Source organism: Streptomyces africanus, from assembly GCF_002150735.1.
Classification (GTDB): Bacteria; Actinomycetota; Actinomycetes; order Streptomycetales; family Streptomycetaceae; genus Streptomyces; species Streptomyces africanus.
This window is the reverse complement of the sequence record NZ_MUKA01000213.1, coordinates 23,333-42,927: the sequence shown is the minus strand read 5'-3', so window position 1 is coordinate 42,927 and position 19,595 is coordinate 23,333. Positions and strand designations below refer to the sequence as shown.

Genomic DNA, 19,595 nt, shown 5'->3' with positions numbered 1-19,595 from the left:
CCAGTACGAGCGGGATGTTCGCGTGTCGAGCATCCCGCGACCACTGCCGACGCGTTCGCACTCGGGGAGAGAAGCGCATGTCGCGCACACGCTCAGTCGCCGGCTCCGGCCAGGGCATCCACCGTCGTTCCGTCCTCGCCGCCACCGGAGCGGTCGCCCTGTCCGCGGGTGTCGGCTACGCCCTGCGGCCCAGCGACAGCCAGGCCGCCACCGCCACGGAGACCACCGAGGCCGTCGCCGCCTCCTCCCGCCGGGCCCCGGCCGCACCCCTGGCCCCCTACACCAAGGGCACGACCCTGGCGAACGTCGCCACGCCGCGCGGCTCCGGCTACCGGCGCCTGGGCGACGGCCCCGGCTGGCAGCGGGTCGTGCGCTCCGACCTGGCCGCGCCCAAGTCCGGCCGTGCCGGGCGGCGTACCGCGCTCGCGGCGTTCGTGCAGCTCACCGACCTGCACATCATCGACGCCCAGCATCCGCTGCGCCTGGAGTACCTGCGCTCGGCCGACGTGCACGCCTGGCGGCCGCACGAGGCGCTGACCGTGCAGGGCGCGATCGCGCTCGTGGAGCGGATCAACGCGCTGCGCGGCGCCCCCGTCACCGGCGCCCCGCTGCACTTCGCCATGACCACCGGCGACAACACGGACAACAACGCCAAGTCCGAGCTGGAGTGGTTCCTGAAGATCATGAGCGGCGGGCGCATCACACCCAACTCCGGGGACCCGCGCCGGTACGAGGGCGTCCAGAACAGCGGCCTCACGCAGTACTGGCAGCCGGACGCCGCGGTCCGCGACACCGACAAGCAGGCCGGCTTCCCGCACCTCGACGGCTTCCTCGAGGCAGCCATCCGCGAGGTCCGCAGCCCGGGTCTCAACCTGCCCTGGTACTCAACGGTCGGCAACCACGACTCCCTGCCGATGGGCTGCTACGCCTCGCACGGCGACTCCTACCTCACCGAACTCGCCGTCGGCGGAAAGAAGCTGATGGACGTGCCGGCGGCCGAGGCGCAGCGGCTGCAGACCCTCATCAAGAAGGCCAGAGACCCCAAGGGCGTCCGTTACGAGGACTTCCTGAAGTCCCACGCCCGGGCCATGCGTTCGGTCACCCCGGACGAGAGCCGCGCCCCCTTCACCCCCGCCGAGTACCTCCAGGCGCACCTGGACCCGGCCTACCGCGGCATCGGCCCGGCCGGCCACGGCTACTCCTCCGCCAACCTCGACGCGGGCACCCAGTACTACGCCTTCCGCATCTCCGACGACGTCATCGGCATCAGCCTGGACACCACCGACGCGGGCGGCCACTACGAGGGCTCCCTCGGCACGGCCCAGCTGAAGTGGCTCGACCGGACCCTGCGGGAGAACAAGGACTCCCACGCGGTGATCTTCAGCCATCACACCAGCAAGACGATGACCAACACCCGCATCGACCCGGCCCGCCCCCAGGAGCGCCGGCACACCGGCGAGGAGGTCCTCGCCCTCCTCGGCGGCCACCGCAACGTGCTCGCCTGGGTGAACGGCCACATCCACAAGAACGTCATCACCCCGCACTCGCTGTCCGGCGGCGGTTCCTTCTGGGAGATCTCCACGGCCTCCCACGTCGACTACCCCCAGCTCGCCCGGGTCGTCGAGCTGACCGACAACAAGGACGGCACGGTCTCCCTGTTCACCACGCTGGTGGAGTCCTCGGCCCCGCACCGCACGGACTTCTCCGACCTCTCCCAGACCGGCCTCGCCGCCCTCTACCGCGAGCTGTCCCTCAACGCCCCCGGCGCGAGCACGACCCTCGGCGGCGACCCGCAGGACCGCAACACCGAACTGGTGCTGAAGAAGGGCTGAATCACGCCCAACCCCGCCGGGGCCGGTCAACTCCGGCCCGCCGACTCGTGGTCCCACCCCCTGACAGCGCTCGACATGACGGGGGTACAGGACATGAACAGACGCGTACGCACGATCCTGACGGCGGTGACGGCCGTGGCACTGTCGGCGGCCCTGGCGGGGCCCGCGGTCGCGGCCCCGCCGTCAGACCACCACGACGCGACCCGGCAGGCGATGCGGGCCGCGGTCGCCGACGGCGTCCCGGGCGTCACCGTGGGAGTGCGGCAGGGGCACGGCAGCTGGGCGGCCACGGCCGGAGTCGGCGACCTCGAGACGGGCAAGCCGCGTTCGGTGCGCGACCACTACCGCGTCGCCAGCATCACGAAGACGTTCGTCGCCACCGTCGTCCTGCAGCTGGAGGCGGAGGGGCGGCTGTCGCTGGACGACACGGTGGACACGTGGCTGCCGGGCGTGGTCCGGGGCCACGGACACGACGGCCGCGAGATCACCCTCCGCCAGCTCCTGAACCACACCAGTGGCATCTTCGACTACCTGGCGGACCCCGGTTTCCAGCGGACGTACATGACCGCGGACGGTTTCATGAAGCACCGGTTCGACGAGGTCGAACCGGAAGAGCTGCTGGCCTTCGCCCTGGCGAACGAGCCGTACTTCGCGCCGGGCACGTCGTTCGAGTACTCCAACACGAACTACCTCCTGGCCGCGCGGGTGATCGAGAAGGCCACGGGCAACGACGACTACGGCGACGAGATCGACCGGCGCATCATCGCCCCCCTGCACCTGACGTCCACGTCCGTCCCCACCACCCGCGTCACCCTGCCCCGGCCCGGCAGCCGCGCCTACTCCAAGCTGGCCCGGACGGACACCGGCCCGACGTACGACGTCACGGAACTGAACCCGCGTCTGGCCTACGGCTCGGGCCAGATGGTCTCCAGCTCGGCCGACCTGAACCGCTTCTACTCGGCGCTGCTCCGGGGCAGGCTGCTCCCGCCCGAGCAGCTGAAGGAGATGAAGACCACGGTGCCCTCCAGCCGGGAGACCAGCCGCTACGGCCTCGGGCTCGTCGACCGCAAGCTCGACTGCGGCGTCCACGTCTGGGGCCACGACGGCGGCATCTTCGGTTCGAACTCGGACGCCGTGACGACGCAGGACGGCCGGCACTCCCTGGCCGTCAACTTCAACGGCGACTGGTCGGGCAGTACCGACGCGGTCATCGAGGCGGAGTTCTGCGGCAGGTAGGACGGTGCCGTCCGTCCGCCTGGTGAGAGGCCCGCTCATCATGCGAGAAGAACAGGATGACCTTCCATCCCTCGGCTGCCCGGCTCCGAATCCCTAGCGAGGAAGGGCACGCGACAGTCGCAGCCGAGGGGGTCCTCCTCATGAAGGGACAGCAACTCCAGCAGGCGGCCAGGGGCGTCATGGAGGGAGCCCGGTCATACGAAGCGCCGCCACATCCCGCGGTAACCCCCGCGGCGGAGCGGCTCGCCGCGCTGCTGGCGGATGTCGCCCGTCTGGACGAGGTGCCGCTCGACAGCAATTTCTTCGATGATCTCGGCGCCGACTCCCTGGTGATGGCGCACTTCTGCGCGCGCGTGCGGAACCGCCCGGACCTGCCGCCGGTGTCGATGCGCGACGTCTACCGGCATCCGACCGCCCGCGGCCTCGCGGTCGCACTGCTCGACAGCACCCCGACGCCACCCGGATCCGAGAGGCCCGCCCCGCCGGCACTGCCCGGGGGACAGGCCGAGGCCCCGGCACCGGCGCCGCCGACGGGCCGCCCCCACCGCGTGCTCTGCGGGGCACTCCAGCTTCTGGCCTTTCTCGGCTACGCGTTCCTCGTCGCCGCCGTCACCGCGCAGGGCTACGAATGGATCTCCGCGTATACGCACCCGCTCGACGCCTACCTGCGGAGCGTCGTGTCCGGCGCCGCGCTGCTCCTCGTGCTGTGCGCCCTGCCCGTGATCGCCAAGTGGCTGCTGTTCGGCCGGTTCACACCACGCCGGTTCCGCGTCTGGAGCCTCACCTACTTCCGGTTCTGGCTGGTCAAGACACTGATCCGGTCGAGCCCGCTGATCCTTTTCGCCGGGTCGCCGCTCTACCCCCTGTACCTGAAGGCCCTGGGCGCGCGGATCGGCTCAGGGGTGACGATCCTTTCCCGCTCCGCCCCCGTCTGCACCGATCTGCTGACCATCGGCGACGGCGCGCTCGTCCGCAAGGACGCGCTGATGAGCTGCTACAACGCGGCCGACGGGGTCATCCAGACGGGGCCGGTCACCCTGGGCCGCGGCGCGGTCGTCGGTGAGGTGACCGTGCTGGACATCGGGACCCGGCTCGGCGACGCATCCCGGCTCGGGCACGCGTCCTGCCTGCACACCGGCCAGGCGGTCCCCGACGGCGAACACTGGCAGGGCTCTCCGGCCCAGCCCGCGGACGACGACTTCCGGGAGGTGGAGCCCGCCCGGTGCGGCACCGCACGGCGAGCGGTCCACGGCACCCTGCTGGTCCTCACGATGCTGCTGGTGTACCTGCCGCTGGCGGTGGGCCTCCTGGACGTGCTGCTCATCCGGGTGCTGGAGGGATCCGCGGTGGTCAAGGGCGGGGCCACGGTGCTCTATACCGACCTGCTGGTGGTCACGGCCGTGGTCTTCTTCGGCGGTGTGATCGCCGCCCTGGTGGTCCTGGCCACCGTCCCACGGCTGCTGGGCCGGCTCGTCCGGCCCGGCCGGACCTACCCGCTCTTCGGGTTCCACCACTCCGTGCACCGGGCGATCGTCCTGATGACGAACAGGAAATCCCTGACGCGTCTGTTCGGCGACAGCTCCTGCATCGTGCACTACCTGCGCTGGATCGGCTATCGACTGACTCCCGTGGAGCAGACCGGCTCGAACTTCGGCACAGCGGTCAAGCACGAGAACCCCTACCTGAGCAGGATCGGCACCGGGACCATGGTCGCGGACGGACTGTCCCTGATGAACGCCGAGTACTCCAGCACCTCCTTCCGGTTGTCGCCGACCGCGATCGGGGCGCACAACTTCGTCGGCAACCGGGTCGCCTACCCCGCCGGCGGCCGGACCGGTGACAACTGCCTCCTCGCCACCAAGGTGGCGGTGCCCGTCAGCGGACCGCTCCGGCATGACGCGGGACTTCTCGGCTCCCCCTGCTTCGAGATCCCGCGGTCGGTGGCGCGGGACAGCACCTTCGACGAGCTCACGGACGGGACCGGCCTGCGCCGGCGCCTCGCGGCCAAGAACCGGCACAACGTCGTCACCATGGCATGCCATCTGCTGGCGGGATGGCTGTTCTTCTTCTGCGTCACCCTGTTCTTCGCGTTCGCCGCGAGCCGGTACCCCGCCTGGGGCACCGTGGCCCTCGCGCTCGCCAACACCGCCCTGCTGCCGTTCACCTTCCTGTACTACGTCCTCCTCGAGCGGGCCGTCATCGCCGCGCACCCACCGGAGCCGTTGTTCTGCTCGATCTACGACCGCCGCTTCTGGCGCCGTGAGCGGTACTGGAAGGTCCCGTCCGAGAGCTATCTGCACCTCCTCGACGGCACCCCGTTCAAGACCGTCGTATGGCGCCTGCTGGGCGTCCGGATCGGGGCGCGGGTCTTCGACGACGGCTGCCACATGACGGAGCGCCCCATGGTCACCATCGGGGACGACTGCACCCTCAACTCGGGCAGTGTCCTGCAGTGCCACTCCCAGGAGGACGGCACGTTCAAGTCGGACCGCAGCGCGCTCGGCGCCGGCTGCACCGTCGGCGTCGGAGCGCTCGTGCACTACGGAGTGACGGTCGGTGACGGCGCCGTGCTGGCGGCGGACTCCTTCCTCATGAAGGGCGAGACGGTTCCCGGGAACGCCCGCTGGGCGGGGAATCCGGCCCGTCCCCTCGACGAAAGCGGAGGTGCGCGGTGATGGCGGCGACAGTGACCGACGCCCGCGTCCTGGGAAGCGACAGCAGGGCCGAGGGCGGTTTCACGGCCCTGCCCCGATGGGCGAAGGAGCCGGTGCCCGGCACCGGGGAGCACGTCAGGAGCGTCCCCCGCGACGTGACGGTGGCCCTGCGCGGGCGGGCTCGTGCACTCGGCGTGCCGCTCACCGCGATCCTCCTCGCGGCCCACGCGAAGGTGCTCGCCCTGCTCTCCGGCGATCCCGAGGTGCGCAGCGGCTGCCTGCTCCCGGGCCGGACCGGGCCGCTGCCCTTCGAGCTGACGGTCGGGCCCGGCACCTGGCGCCGGCTGGTACGGGAAGCCGGGCGGGCCGAGGCGGCGGTGCCGTCGCCCGGGACCGGCTCACCGTCCGCGGCCGGAGCCGAAGCGGTGTTCGCCCCGGCCGGGCAGGAGGTCACCGTCCCGGCCGACGGCAGCGTGCTCCTCGGCGTCTCGGCGGGCGAGGAGGGCGGCCGGCTCGTACTGCGCCTGCGGCACCGGACGGACCTGCTGGACGCGGACTGTGCCGCGCGGATCGGCGGCTACCACCTCGCCGCGCTGGAGGCGATCGCGGACGACCCCGACGCCCCGCACGACCGGCGCAGCCTGCTGTCCGCGGAGGAACTCCGGTTCCAGGTCGACGGGCTGGCGGGGCCGCGCCGTGCGCTGCCGGACCGCCGGTTCCACGAACTGTTCGAGGAACAGGTGCGCAAGGCTCCGGACGCCGTCGCCGTGGTCCACCAGGGCCGCAGCCGGACGTACGCGGACCTCAACACGCGGGCCAACCGGCTGGCCCGCGCCCTGCTGGCCGAGGGGCTCGGACCCGAGGACACGGTCGCCGTGGTGACCGAGCGCGACCTCCACTGGGCGGCCGCCGTGCTCGGCGTCCTCAAGGCAGGCGCCGGGTACCTGCCCGTCGACCCGCGTCACCCGGCCGGCCGCATCGCCGCGATGCTCACCCGGGCCGGCTGCTCGTACGTCCTCACCGAACCGGACAGCACCGGGCAGCTGGACCGGGCGCTCGCATCGCTCCCCGGGACCCGGCGGCTGCTCGTCCCGGACGTCACCGACCGGGCCGCCGACGGAACGGACCTCGGCCTGGACATACCGGCGGACCGGCTCGCGTACGTCTTCTTCACCTCCGGCTCCACCGGGGAGCCGAAGGGCGCCATGTGCGAGCACGCCGGCCTGCTGAACCACCTGTACGCCAAGATCGACGACCTGGGCATCGGCGAGGGCACCGTGGTGGCGCAGACGGCCTCGCAGTGCTTCGACATCTCACTGTGGCAGTTGCTCGCGGGGCTGCTGACGGGCGGGCGGACCCTGCTGGTCGAGCAGGACGCCATCCTCGACGCGGACCGGTTCCTGGACACGATCACCGAGGGCCGCGTCAACGTCCTGCAACTCGTGCCGTCCTACCTCGACGTCATCCTGTCCGCCCTGGAACGCCGCCCCCGGGATCTGCCGGACCTGCGGTGCGTGTCCGTCACCGGCGAGGCCCTGCGGGGGGAGCTGGTCCAGCGGTGGTTCGCCACCGGTCCCGCCGTACGACTGGTCAACGCCTACGGACTGACCGAGACGTCCGACGACACCAACCACGAGGTGATGGACCGGGCGCCCGGCACCGACCGGATCCCGCTCGGCCGGCCCATCGCCAACGTGTACCAGTACGTCGTCGACGACAACCTGCTCCCGGTTCCGCTCGGGGCGCCCGGTGCCATCGTCTTCTCCGGGGTGTGCGTCGGTCGCGGCTACGTCAACGACGCCGAACGCACCCGGCTCGCCTACCTGCCCGACCCCCACCGCCCCGGCCAACGGCTCTACCGAGGCGGGGACTTCGGCCGCTGGCGGCCCGACGGGAAACTGGAGTTCCTCGGCCGCCGGGACGCGCAGGTGAAGATCCGGGGCTTCCGGGTCGAGATCGGCGAGGTCGAGAACGCGCTGCTGCGCGTGCCCGGTGTCACGGACTGCGCGGTCGTGGTGACCGGTGCGGAAGGGCACGGCCGCCAGCTGGCGGCCTTCTGCACGAGCGCGGGTGCGGTGACCGCCGAGGAACTGCGGGAACGGCTCGCGGACCTGCTCCCCGCCTACATGATCCCGGTGTCCTTCCACCAGCTGGACCGCCTGCCGCTCACCGCCAACGGCAAGACCGACCGCAAGGCGCTCGCGGCGCTCGCCGAGGACCTCGGTCCGGCCCGGGACGCCCGGGGCGCCCCGCGGACGCCGGCCGAACGGCGGCTCGCGGCGCAATGGGAGGCGGAACTCGGCCTGCCGTCCGGACGGATCCGCCGGGACGACAACTTCTTCGACCTGGGCGGCACCTCCCTGTCGGCGGTACGGCTCGCGGTCTCGCTGGGCCGGGTGATCTCCCCGCGCGACCTCGCCGACCGCCCCGTACTGGCCGACCTGGCCCGGCTGATCGACAGCCGGACCGGCGGAGAACCGTGACGGACACGAGGAGTACGAGAGGAGATCCCCATGCTGTCGGCACTCTTCCGGAAGAACAGGGCCACCACGGCACCGGCTCCGGACGGCCTTGCGGTACTCGATGCCGCAGACACCCGGGACGCGGCGGACTGGGCGGCCGGCCGACGGGACGCGCTGCGTGAACTCGTCGCCGAGCGGGGAGCGCTCGTCGTCCGGGGCCTCGGCCTGCGCACCCCGGCCGACGTCGAGTCGGTCCTGCGCCAGGTGGCCGAGCGCCCCGTGGCCGAACGCGAGGGGTTCGCCGCCCGCGACCGCCACGCCGACGGCGTCTACTCGTCCTCGGCATGGCCGCCCAACCAGCCCATGTGCATGCACCACGAACTCAGCTACGCCTTCGAGTGTCCCGGCCTGCTGATGTTCGCGTGTCTGGAGCCGCCCGTCGAAGGCGGTGCCACCGCGGTGGCCGACGCCACCGAGGTGCTGCACGCGCTGCCCGCCGAACTCGTGGACCGTTTCGCCCGGGAGGGCTGGCTGCTCGACAGGGCCTACAACGAGGGGATCGGCGCGACGCTCGGTCAGTCCTTCGGCACCGACGATCGCGGCGCGGTCGAGGCCTACTGCCGTGCCCACGCGATCGACTGGTCCTGGCAGCCGGACGGTTCGCTGCGGACGCGCCAGCACCGGCCCGCCGTCGTGCCGCACCCGGTCTCCGGCCGGCACTGCTGGTTCAACCAGATCGCCTTCCTGAACGAGTGGACGATGGCACCCGAGGTCAGGGAGTTCCTGATCGAGGAGTACGGGCCGGACGGGCTGCCCTTCAACACCCGTTACGGCAACGGCGACCCGGTGCCCCCGGACGTCGTCGAGCAGATCAACAAGACGTACGAAGCCCACACCGTACGCCGGGCCTGGCAGCGCGGGGACCTGATGCTCGTGGACAACATCCGCACCGCGCACAGCCGGGAGGCTTACCGGGGACCGCGGAACATCGTGGTGGCGATGGCCGACCCCGTGCGTCCCGGCCTTCCCGGACCGCGGACGGGGAGGGAAGCGGCATGACCACCCTGCACACCGCACCGCAGACCGCCCCGACGGACACCCCCGCCGTGCCGTCCTTCGCCGTGATCCCCGGAAGCCAGGTCAAGGAAGTGCTCCAGGGCCGGGAGAAGACCGTGGTGGAGGTCGTCGAGGCGACCTACCGCCTGCACGGCGCCGGCCGCACGGTCAACCCGCCGTCCTCCTTCCTGCGCTTCCCCGACCGGCCGACGTCACGGATCATCGCCCTGCCCGCCTCGCTCGGCGGCGAGGGCCGGGTGGACGGACTGAAATGGATCTCCAGCTTCCCCGCCAACGTCGCCTCGGGCATCCCCCGGGCGTCAGCCGTCCTCATCCTCAACGATCCCACCACCGGCTACCCGTTCGCCTGCATGGAGAGCTCGATCATCAGCGCCGCCAGGACCGCGGCCTCCGCCGCGTCGGCCGCCGACCGGCTCAGCAGGGGACGACCCCGCCCCATCCGCCTGGGGTTCGTCGGGGCGGGCCTGATCGCCCGCTACATCCACACCTACCTGGAGGGCACCGGCTGGTCCTTCGACACCATCGGTGTGCATGATCTGTCTCCCGACAGCGCTGCCGGCTTCCGCACCTACCTGGAGCAGTCCGGGGCCGTCGGACGCGTCACCGTGCACCGCAGCGCCGAGGAGCTGATCCGGCTCAGCGATCTGATCGTCTTCGCCACGGTCGCCGACCGGCCGCACATCAGCGAGCCGTCGTGGTTCCGGCACAACCCGGTGGTGCTGCACGTGTCGCTGCGCGACCTCGCGCCGCAGGTGCTGCTCAGCGCGACCAACGTCGTCGACGACATCGACCACTGCCTCAGGGCCGCCACCTCGCCGCACCTCACCGAACGCCTCACCGGCAACCGCGACTTCCTGCTCGGCACGCTCGACGACGTGATGGCCGGCCGCGTGACGGTGCCGCCCGACCGTCCGGCGGTCTTCTCGCCGTTCGGCCTGGGCGTGCTGGACCTCGCGGTCGGCTCCTACGTCTACGACGAAGTGGCCCGCTCCGGAGGACTGCAGGTCATCGACCACTTCTTTCACGAACTGAGCCGGCACGGCTGAGGACGGCACCCGGCCACCGTCCGGCCCTGGACGAGGAGAACATCGTGCCAGTCATTTCCGTACCCCAAGCCTTCAACGAGGAGGACCTGTACGTCGACCTCGAGCCGATCACGGGACACCGGCTCTTCCTCAAGTGCGAGGGCTTCAACTTCGCCGGTTCCATCAAGCTGAAGGCCGCGACCGAGATGGTGGAGTCCGCCGAGCGGAGCGGGACCCTCAGGCGGGACTCGATCCTGATCGAGTCCTCCTCCGGCAATCTGGGCGTGGCGTTGAGCATGATCGCCGCGAGCAAGGGCTACCGCTTCGTCTGCGTGACGGACTCCCGGTGCAACCTGGCCACCCGGCTGATGATGGAGGCCCTGGGCAGCCAGGTCCACGTCGTCTCCGAGGAGCACGCCACGGGTGGTCTGCTGGGCGCGCGGCTGGCGCACCTGCGCGATCTGTGCGCCGCGGACGACCGTTATGTGTGGCTGAGTCAGTACACCAACCCCGACAACTGGAGGGCCCACTACTTCAGGACGGCCCCGGCCATCGCCCGCTGGTTCCCGCACCTGGACGTCCTGTTCATCGGTGTCGGCACGACCGGCACGCTGATGGGCTGCGCACGCTGGTTCCGCTCCTGGCACCGGCCGGTGCGGATCGTCGCGGTGGACAGTGTCGGCTCCGCCATCTTCGGCGACCCGCCCGGACGGCGGATGATTCCCGGACTGGGCATGAGCCTCAGGCCTCCCCTGCTCGACGAGAGTTACGTCGACGAGGCGGTCCGCGTCGAGGAGGCCGACGCCATCCGTACCTGTCAGAACTTGGCGAGGCGGGGCTTCCTGTTCGGCGGTTCGACCGGCACGGTCGTCAGCGGAGCGACGAGCTGGCTCGCCCGGCACGGAACGCCGGGCCTCACGCCCGTCGCGATCGCCCCGGACCTCGGTGAGCGCTACCTCGACACGATCTATCAGAGCAACTGGGTGCAGGCCCTGTACGGCGGCGACGCGCTCGCCCCGCCGGTGTCGCCCGCCGGCGGAATCGAAGACCCCCGCGCCGTGCGAGCCCCCTCCGACTGAAGGCGGCCGTCGCCGTGTGCCCCCTCCCCGCGAGACCGGTCCCGCGTCCCGAACGGCTCACGCCCGCCGCCTGGACCCGGCTCCCGGAGCCGCCCCGCCCCGGTCGGCCCCGGCTGTGGCTGGCCCGGGTGGAGGAGCTCCGCGGCGTCGTGGCCCCGCTCGCGGATGTGGTCCTGGACAGCGGGGAAAGGGCGCGGGCCGCGGCATTTCACCGGGCGGCGGACAGGGACGGCTACCGGGTCGCCCACGTGTGCCTGCGCCTGCTCCTCGGTGCCTACCTCGGCGTCGAGCCGTCGGAGGTACCGCTGGTGCGGCGCCCCTGCCCCGTGTGCCGGGCCCCGCACGGCCGGCCCGACGTGCCCGGTGTGCCCTTGTGCTTCTCCGTCTCCCGGACCGCCGGGCTCTGCCTTCTCGCCTTCGCGGACACAGCGGTCGGCGCGGACATCGAGCGGCTGCCCGCCTGCGACGTCGTCTCCGCCCTCACGGCGACGCTGCATCCCCGGGAGGCCGCCGAACTCGCCGCGTGTCCGCCCGACCGGCGCCCGGCCGCCTTCGCCCGTGTGTGGACGCGCAAGGAGGCGTATCTGAAAGGGCTCGGCACCGGACTGGGACGTGACCTCCGCCGCGACCATCTCGGCGCTTCCGCGCGCGGGCCCAGCCGGGTGCCGGGCTGGGCGATCGACGACGTGGCGGTGGGGAGGGGGTGTGCGGCCGCCGTGGCGGTGGCCGAGCAGTGATCGTCAACGGGGGACGGAGATGAAGGCGACGGGGACGGTGGTGGGCTGGGCGGAGCCGCCGGCCGGTTCCACGGTGACACAGACGGCAGTGGCCCCTTCGAGGCGCCCGTCCAGCACAGATGCCTGATGTCCGCCCGCGGAGGACAGCAGTCCGGCCGGCCGGTACCGTCCCGATTCGGCGTACCAGAGTTCGTAGACCCGGTCGCCGGTGAGCTGCGGCAGTCCGGAGGCGATGAGCGCGGACCGGCCCCGCGCCCGGGAGGCGACCACGCTGGCGGTCCCGCCGCCCGTGAGTTCCTTGCTGCTGATCGTGGCGTCGGGGGCCGTGAGGACATCGGCGAGGTGCCGGTACTCGGCACGCTCCTGCGCGGACTGCTCGCGTGCGGTGTCGGCCTCGGAGCTCTGCCACCAGGCGACGCCTCCGAGAGCCGCGGCCACCGCCACGGCCGCCGCCAGCGCCGGCTTCAGACCCCACCGGCGGCGTCGGCGCCGGGCCCCGCCTGTGCGGGACCGGCCCTTGCGTACGGTGACGATCTCGTCGAGCACGCGGCGGCGCAGGTCCGTGGAGGGTGTGCTCGTCTCGGCCGCCCCCAGCCGAACGGCCGCACTCGACAGCTGATCGACTTCCCGACGGCATGGGCCGCACACGGCCAGGTGCTTCTCGAAGTCGGTCTCCTCACCGGGCGGCAGCGCGTGCAGCACGTACGCTCCGACTGCGAGGTGGGGGTCGTCGGTGAGGTTCACGAAGCGGCCTCCATGCAGTCGTGCAGGCGCCGCAGCCCCTGGCGCATCCGTGACTTGATGGTCCCCGCCGGTGTCGAGAGCGCCTCGGCGACCTCCGCGTACGTCAACCCCTGGTAGTAGGCCAGCACCAGCGGCAGCCTCAGCTCGCGGGCCAGCTGGGCCAGGCAGCGGAAGACCGTGCGCTGCTCCTCGCGCACCTCGACCTCCTCGGCGACGGTGTCGAAGGACCGTTCCTGCTCCATGACCGCGGCGCGCAGCTCGCGGACGCGGCCCGCGGTGACGGACCGTACCCGGTCCACCGCGCGGCGGTGCGCGAGGGTGAGCACCCAGTTCCGGGCGGCTCCGCGCGCCGGCTGGAACCGGTCGGCGGTCCGCCACACCTCCACCATCACGTCCTGGGTCACCTCCTCCGCCTGGGCCTTGTCCCCCACCACACGGCAGGCCAGCCCCAGCACCGTGTGCGCCAGGGCGTCGTACAGCTCGGCGAAGGCCTCTTCGTCGCCGTCGGCGGCGCGGACGAGCAACTCGTCCAGCCCGGGGTCGTCCCCCGACCCTCCTCGTCGCCCTTGCGTGTCGCCCTCCCTCCGGTCTCCGGCTCCTCGGTCCATCGCGCCTCCTCGCCTCAGCTCGACACTGGCCCCCTTCCGCGAGCGGCGCATCCGGTCCGAGGCCGTCCGTCTGACAGATTCACCTGCCTGCCGCAGCGAACGGCGGGCCTCGCACCGGGCGGGGCGGCACGGGGAGTTTCCCCTCACCTTTTGTTCGAAGCTGCCGCCGCGACAGATCATGATCAGTCACCGCCGGAGTGCGAGGAGGGGCCGCCGGGCGACTCCGGCGGCCCCTCCTCTCCCCTCCTTGGTCCTGCCCCCGCTCCGTCACTACCGGGGCAGCACCTCGACATACGCGGCCGGGTCACGGTCGGCCGAGGCCATCAGGGCCGTGCGGACCACCGTCGCCTGCTGTTCCGGACTGTCGCGGAGCTTCCTGGGCGTGATGTGGACGACCGTGATGCCGAGGCGCTCCAGGTGCCCCCGCTTGCGGGCGTACTCGGACCACAGGGCGTCGTCGTCCTGCCGTGGCGCCCGCGTGTCCAGCTCCACCGCCACCGCGTGGTCCGGCCAGTACGCGTCCAGGCCGCCGAGGTAGGGGCCGCCGGGCAGACGCAGGTCCACGTTCCAGGCCGGGTCGGGCAGGCCGTACTCCCGCACCATCCGGTACAGGCGGCCCTCCGCGATCGCCCGGCCCTCGGCCAGCAGGGACTCCACCGCGTCCACCACGTGCGGGCGGCTCAGCAGCCGCGCCTGGTTCAGCTCCCGCACCACCGCCGCCGGCTCGCAGTGGGCGCCGCGCACCGCCTCCGTCATCAGCCGCCGCACGAGGCCGGCGTCCGTCAGGCCGGCCACCGCGTCGGCCAGCGCGCGGGCGACGGGGGCCACCGGCAGGCCCGTGACCTGCTCGGGGGCGGGCAGCGCGGCGCCGCGGACGATGCGCGCGCAGCCCGTCGAGCGCAGCCGGCGCAGCCGCGGGACCAGGACGTCGATCGCGTCCAGGGACGGCAGCGGGGGAGTGGAGGAGAAGCCGTGCAGCGTCAGGGCGGCCAGGCCGGTGATCATCGCCTCCGGGTGGGCGGCGTGCCCCTGGCCCGCGCCGGGCTGGGCGGGGACACCCGTGCCGCGCTCGCGCGCCGCGTACATCAGCACCGCGTGCAGCCGCTCCTCGCTGGTCGGCGGGCCCGGGTGGAGCAGCACGACGCCCGGGAGGAGCTGCTGCCAGGGTCCGCCGGGGCTGCACTGCTCGTTCGTCTCGGACGTCGTCACGCCGTGCGAGCGGAGCTGCGCGACCGTCATCACACGGAGCCGGCCGCGGCCGGACAGGTCGTGCAGGGGGCGCGGGGAGAGCGGGGTGTTGTGGGTCATGACCGGCAATTTCCCGTGCTCCGACCGGTCTTTAACCGCTGTTACAGGCCCGTCGACAAATACGGACAACCCAGCCCTAAAGGACGGGTGTTCGGATGCCGAAAGCCCCTGGTCCGTTCGGGTGCGGACCAGGGGTTACGGCTCGCGGGGCACGCATCTCGTAACGATGGCGGAACGCCCCGATCTCAGGCCAAAGCTACTGGCCGGCGGCCTCGTCGCACTGCTGCGCGCGCAGCGCCCGGGCCAGGTCGTCCCGGGCCTCCAGCACCAGCCGGCGCAGGGCCGGGGCCGCCTCCCGGTGGGCCTGAAGCCACGCGTCCGTGGCGGCGAGGGTCTCCGGGGACTGCTGGAGCGACGGGAACATGCCCTGCACCACATGCATCCCGATCTGGATGGACCGCTCGGCCCACACCCGCTCGATCGCCGCGAAGTACTTCTGCGCGTACGGCGCGAGCAACTCCCGCTGCGAGCCCTGGGAGAAGCCCGCGATGGTCGCCTCGACCATGGCGTTGGACAGCGCGTCCGACTCCACGACCTGTGCCCACGCCTGCGCCTTGACCGCCGCCGACGGCCGGGCGGCCAGGCAGCGCACCTGGTGGCGCTTGCCGGAGGCCGTGTCGTCCCGGGCCAGTTCCTCGGCCAGCGCCTTCTCGTCGACCGCCCCGTGCGCGGCCAGCGGCTCAAGGAACACCCACCGCAGCTCCTGGTCCAGGTCGAGGCCCTCGACCGAGGCCGTGCCCGCCAACAGGTCACTCAGGAGCTCGAAGTCCGCATCGGCGGTGGCCGTCCGGGCGAAGAACCGCGCCCACGCCAGCTGGTGCTCGCTGCCCGTCCCGGCCGCGTACAGCTCGCGCCGCGCGCCCTCGGCGAGGAGGCGGGCGGTCGTCTCCCGCCGTGCGGGCGCCGCGTAGTGCGTGACCGCCGACTCGGCCCACGCGTGCAGCATCTGCACCACGCCGATCTCGGACTCGCCTCCCGCGAACCGCAGCACCAGGTCCACGAAGTCCCCCGCCGGGAGCAGCGCGTCCCGCGTCATGTTCCACAGCGCCGACCAGCACAGGGCACGCGCCAGCGGATCGGTCACCGACCCCAGGTGCTCGCGCAGCGTCGCCAGCGAGGTCTCGTCGAAGCGGATCTTGCAGTACGTCAGGTCGTCGTCGTTGACCAGGACCAGGTCGGGCGCCTCGGCGCCGGACAGCTCCGCCACGACCGTCCGCGGACCGTCGACGTCCACCTCGGCGCGCGCGTACCGCTCGACCGCCCCGTTGTCCGTCGCCCGGTACAGGCCCACCGCCACCCGGTGCGGGCGCAGTTCCGGATGCGACTCGGCCGCCTCCTGCACCACCGCCAGCTCCTCCACGCGGCCCTGCGGATCGAGCAGCAGCTGCGGGGTCAGCGCGTTCACGCCGGCCGTCTGGAGCCAGGACCGCGCCCAGGCGCTCATGTCCCGGCCGCTGGTCTCCTCCAGCACCGACAGCAGGTCAGCGAGGCGCGTGTTGCCGTACGCGTGCCGCTTGAAGTAGCGCCGGGCGCCCTCCAGGAACGCGTCCTGGCCCACGTACGCCACGAGCTGCTTCAGCACCGACGCGCCCTTGGCGTACGTGATGCCGTCGAAGTTCAGCTTGGCGTCCTGGAGGTCGCGGATGTCGGCCGTGATCGGGTGCGTGGAGGGCAGCTGGTCGGCCCGGTAGGCCCAGGACTTGCGGCGGTTGGCGAAGGTGATCCAGCCGCCCGCGAAGCGGGTCGCGCCGACCAGTGAGAACGCGCCCATGAAGTCCGCGAACGACTCCTTCAGCCACAGGTCGTCCCACCACTCCATGGTGACCAGGTCGCCGAACCACATGTGCGCCATCTCGTGCAGGATGACGTTGGCCCGGCCCTCGTAGGACGCCTGCGTCACCTTGCCCCGGAAGATGAACTCCTCCCGGAAGGTGACCAGACCCGGGTTCTCCATCGCGCCCAGGTTGTACTCGGGCACGAACGCCTGGTCGTACTTCCCGAACGGGTACGGGTAGTCGAAGTGGTCGTGGAAGAAGTCCAGGCCCTGCTTGGTGACCAGGAAGACGTCCTCGGAGTCGAAGTGGGGCGCGAGGCCCTTGCGGCACAGGGCGCCGAGGGGGATCTCCAGCGTCGTGCCGTCCTCGAACGTACGGGAGTACGTGTCGGTCACGTAGTGGTACGGGCCCGCCACCACACACGTGATGTACGTCGAGATCGGCTTGGTCTCGGCGAACCGCCACACGCCGTCGGCCCGTTCGCCCACCCCGTTGCTCCACACCGTCCAGCCCTCCGGCGCCCGCACCTCGAAGCGGAACGGGGCCTTGAGGTCCGGCTGCTCGAAGTTGGCGAAGACGCGGCGGGAGTCGGCCGGCTCGTACTGCGTGTACAGGTACACCTCGCCGTCCTCGGGGTCGACGAAGCGGTGCAGGCCCTCGCCGGTGCGGGAGTAGGCACACTGCGCGTCGACCACCAGCTCGTTGTCGGCGGCCAGGTCCTCCAGCGTGATCCGCGAGCCGTCGAAGACCTCGCCGGGGTCCAGATCCCGGCCGTTGAGCGAGACGGCCGTCACACTCGGGGCGATCAGATCGGCGAAGGTGCTCGCGCCGGGCTCGTTGCAGCGGAACCGGACGGTCGTGACCGACCGGAACGTGCGGGGCCCGTCGGTGCCGTCCTCACCGACCGCGGACCGCAGGTCGAGGGACACCTCGTACCCGTCGACGCCGATCAGGGCGGCCCGCTCGCGGGCCTCGTCGCGGGACAGATTCTCACCGGGCACGGGCGGAACTCCTCAAGCGTCGTCGGATACGGCTGAACAGCAACGATCCTGCCACGTGCCCCTGACACGAGGCAGCCGGGAATGACCGGAGCGCGCGGAGACGTTGCCGGAGAAACGGTTTCCTCACGAGGAGAGACATGTCGGACAAGACCCCCGTCGACTTCTGGTTCGACCCGCTGTGCCCGTGGGCGTGGATGACCTCCCGCTGGGTGCTGGAGGTGGAGAAGGTCAGGGACATCGAGGTTCGCTGGCACGTCATGAGCCTCTCCGTGCTCAACGAGGACAAGCTGGACGAGCTGCCCGAGAGGTACCGCGAGCTGCTGGAGACGGGCTGGGGCCCTGTCCGGGTCGTCATCGCCGCACAGCAGGAGCACGGCGCCGAGGTGCTCGGCGACCTCTACACCGCGCTCGGCACCCGTATCCACAACCAGGGCGAGGGCCACGGCAAGGAGACCGTCGCCGCCGCCCTGAAGGACGTGGGCCTGCCCGATTCCCTCATGGAGCACTGGGACGGCACCCGGTACGAGCCCGAGCTGCGCGCCTCCCACAAGGAGGGCATCGACAAGGTCGGCCAGGAGGTCGGCACCCCGGTCATCGCCGTGCCCGGCGCGGACGGCGAGCAGCTCGCCTTCTTCGGCCCGGTCGTCACCCCGGCCCCCAAGGGCGAGGAGGCCGCCCGCCTCTGGGACGGCACCCTCGCCGTGGCCTCCGTCCCCGGCTTCTACGAGATCAAGCGCACCCGCACGAAGGGCCCGGACTTCTCCAACCTCTGAGTCCCGGAGTCACACCGAGGCGTCGGCTCCCGGGTTCTGCAGTTCCTCCGGGAGCCGGCCCCCGCCGGCCTGATGGCCCCAGGGCTGATACCACCGGCAGCCCGGGGCGGTGCAGCGCCACAGGTCGGTGCGGTGCGTCCCGAGCGCCTTTCTCTCCTCGGGCTTGAGCGGTGTGAACACCTGCGTACCGCTGCCGCCACAGGTCGGGCAGTGCTTGTCCCTGAAGAACATCAGCCCCTCCTCGCCATCACCGCCAGGTCCGGGAAGTCGGTTACGACCGCATCGACCCCCATGCGGTAGTACAGCGCGTATTCGCCGAACGCGTCCCCGAAATCGTTCGGTCCGGTTCCCCGTCGCAAGTCCGCCGGCAGGAACTGGTTCTCCGCCCGGAAGGTGTACGGCCCCACACGCAGGCCCGCCGCGTGGGCGTCCGCGAGGAGTGACGTGCCGACGAGCGACGACTTGTCCGGGCCGATCCACTCCGCGTACTCCGCGATGTCCGCCAGCCCGTCCGGGGTCATCATCTCCCGGTAGGTCGTCGTGGCCAGGTCGTACGGCCCGCCCGTCGTCCCCAGCGCCTGCCACAGCGGTACGCCCAGGCCCGTCATGCGCCGCAGGCTCGTCGGCTCGAAGGACTGCACGACGCACTCGCGCGGGCCGAGCCGGGCCCGCCGGATCGCGGCCGCCAGCTTCGGCTCCAGCGGCAGCCCGATGGACCGGAAGTACGTCGGGTGCTTGGTCTCCGGGAAGACCGCGATCGTCCGGCCGTGCGCCTTCGACAGCTTCCGCGCCAGAGCGACGACCTCCTGGAAGGTCATGACCTCCTCGCGCCCGTCGAAGACCGTGTTGCGGTCGCGGACCTGCGGCAGCCGCTCCACCGCCCGCAGCGTCTTCAGCTCGGCGAGGGTGAAGTCCTCCGTGAACCATCCGGTCACGGACCGGCCGTCGACCGTCTTCGTCGTGCGGCGGCCGGCGAACTCCGGCCGGCGGGCCACGTCGGTGGTCTGGGAGATCTCGTTCTCGTGCCGGACCACCAGTACATGGTCCTTCGTCGGCACCAGGTCCGGTTCGATCCAGTCGGCGCCCGTCTGCACGGCGTACGTGTACGAGGCGGCCGTGTGCTCGGGGCGCCAGCCGGCCGCGCCGCGGTGGCCGATGACCACCGGGCCCCCGCGGGGTTCGGCCGCCGCTGTGGCGGCTGTGGCGGCTGTGGCTGTTCCCGCGGCCGCCGCGAGCAGCAGAGATCTCCGTCCGAGCCGCATGCGACTCCCTTTCCCGGTAGGC

General features: G+C 71.9%; 15 protein-coding genes. 9 read left to right on the top strand and 6 right to left on the bottom strand.

The genetic code is table 11. The features are described 5' to 3' along the window. Nucleotides 1–77: 77 nt before the first annotated feature. The 8 genes from CCL05_RS25080 to CCL05_RS25045 all read left to right on the top strand — a co-directional run bounded on the left by CCL05_RS25080 (nt 78) and on the right by CCL05_RS25045 (nt 12,102). A complete protein-coding gene (locus tag CCL05_RS25080) occupies nt 78–1,832 on the top strand; it encodes a TIGR03767 family metallophosphoesterase (RefSeq protein WP_086562752.1) in 1,755 nt (584 codons plus the stop codon). 93 nt (nt 1,833–1,925) lie between these two features. Continuing rightward, nucleotides 1,926–3,068 carry a serine hydrolase domain-containing protein gene (locus CCL05_RS25075; protein ID WP_086562751.1) on the top strand — a complete coding sequence of 381 codons (1,143 nt, stop codon included), beginning with the start codon at nt 1,926–1,928 and terminating at the stop codon, nt 3,066–3,068. 140 nt (nt 3,069–3,208) lie between these two features. Then, the gene (locus tag CCL05_RS25070) at nt 3,209–5,743 is read left to right on the top strand and encodes a Pls/PosA family non-ribosomal peptide synthetase (protein WP_086562750.1); all 2,535 of its coding nucleotides are present in this window, start codon (nt 3,209–3,211) and stop codon (nt 5,741–5,743) included. Further along, nucleotides 5,743–8,205, top strand: coding sequence for a non-ribosomal peptide synthetase (locus CCL05_RS25065; RefSeq protein ID WP_086562749.1), 2,463 nt, complete (start codon nt 5,743–5,745; stop codon nt 8,203–8,205). Before CCL05_RS25070 ends, CCL05_RS25065 begins: the two co-directional genes overlap by 1 nt. Before the next feature lie 30 nt (nt 8,206–8,235). Then, on the top strand, nt 8,236–9,243 hold the full coding sequence (locus CCL05_RS25060) for a TauD/TfdA family dioxygenase (protein ID WP_086562748.1): 1,008 nt from the start codon (nt 8,236–8,238) through the stop codon (nt 9,241–9,243). Next, nucleotides 9,240–10,307, top strand: a complete 1,068-nt coding sequence (gene sbnB / locus CCL05_RS25055) for a 2,3-diaminopropionate biosynthesis protein SbnB (protein WP_086562747.1) — start codon at nt 9,240–9,242, stop codon at nt 10,305–10,307. The genes CCL05_RS25060 and sbnB overlap by 4 nt, the downstream gene beginning before the upstream one ends. A 44-nt stretch (nt 10,308–10,351) precedes the next feature. After that, nucleotides 10,352–11,365 carry a 2,3-diaminopropionate biosynthesis protein SbnA gene (gene sbnA, locus CCL05_RS25050; RefSeq protein ID WP_086562746.1) on the top strand — a complete coding sequence of 338 codons (1,014 nt, stop codon included), beginning with the start codon at nt 10,352–10,354 and terminating at the stop codon, nt 11,363–11,365. 14 nt (nt 11,366–11,379) lie between these two features. Continuing rightward, on the top strand, nt 11,380–12,102 hold the full coding sequence (locus tag CCL05_RS25045) for a 4'-phosphopantetheinyl transferase family protein (RefSeq protein WP_086562745.1): 723 nt from the start codon (nt 11,380–11,382) through the stop codon (nt 12,100–12,102). Between the two features lie 3 nt (nt 12,103–12,105). Here the strand turns inward: CCL05_RS25045 and CCL05_RS25040 are convergent, their stop codons facing one another. The 4 genes from CCL05_RS25040 to pepN all read right to left on the bottom strand — a co-directional run bounded on the left by CCL05_RS25040 (nt 12,106) and on the right by pepN (nt 17,538). After that, the gene (locus CCL05_RS25040; protein WP_086562744.1) at nt 12,106–12,846 is read right to left on the bottom strand and encodes an anti-sigma factor; all 741 of its coding nucleotides are present in this window, start codon (nt 12,844–12,846) and stop codon (nt 12,106–12,108) included. Next, entirely contained in the window at nt 12,843–13,454 is a 612-nt protein-coding gene (sigK, locus tag CCL05_RS25035; protein WP_167409610.1) for an ECF RNA polymerase sigma factor SigK, read from the bottom strand. Before sigK ends, CCL05_RS25040 begins: the two co-directional genes overlap by 4 nt. A gap of 270 nt (nt 13,455–13,724) precedes the next feature. Beyond that, nucleotides 13,725–14,762: a hypothetical protein gene (locus CCL05_RS25030; RefSeq protein WP_167409609.1), complete on the bottom strand. Its 1,038-nt coding sequence runs from the start codon at nt 14,760–14,762 to the stop codon at nt 13,725–13,727. Between the two features lie 196 nt (nt 14,763–14,958). Continuing rightward, a complete protein-coding gene (gene pepN / locus CCL05_RS25025; RefSeq protein ID WP_086562742.1) occupies nt 14,959–17,538 on the bottom strand; it encodes an aminopeptidase N in 2,580 nt (859 codons plus the stop codon). A gap of 137 nt (nt 17,539–17,675) precedes the next feature. On the opposite strand from pepN, the gene CCL05_RS25020 reads away from it, so the two are divergent. Then, nucleotides 17,676–18,311, top strand: a complete 636-nt coding sequence (locus tag CCL05_RS25020; RefSeq protein ID WP_086562741.1) for a mycothiol-dependent nitroreductase Rv2466c family protein — start codon at nt 17,676–17,678, stop codon at nt 18,309–18,311. A 9-nt stretch (nt 18,312–18,320) separates the two neighbouring features. On the opposite strand, the gene CCL05_RS25015 is transcribed toward CCL05_RS25020, so the two are convergent. After that, nucleotides 18,321–18,542 carry a hypothetical protein gene (locus CCL05_RS25015; RefSeq protein WP_086562740.1) on the bottom strand — a complete coding sequence of 74 codons (222 nt, stop codon included), beginning with the start codon at nt 18,540–18,542 and terminating at the stop codon, nt 18,321–18,323. Then, on the bottom strand, nt 18,542–19,573 hold the full coding sequence (locus CCL05_RS25010; protein WP_086562739.1) for a glycerophosphodiester phosphodiesterase family protein: 1,032 nt from the start codon (nt 19,571–19,573) through the stop codon (nt 18,542–18,544). The genes CCL05_RS25015 and CCL05_RS25010 overlap by 1 nt, the downstream gene beginning before the upstream one ends. Between the last annotated feature and the right edge of the window lie 22 nt (nt 19,574–19,595).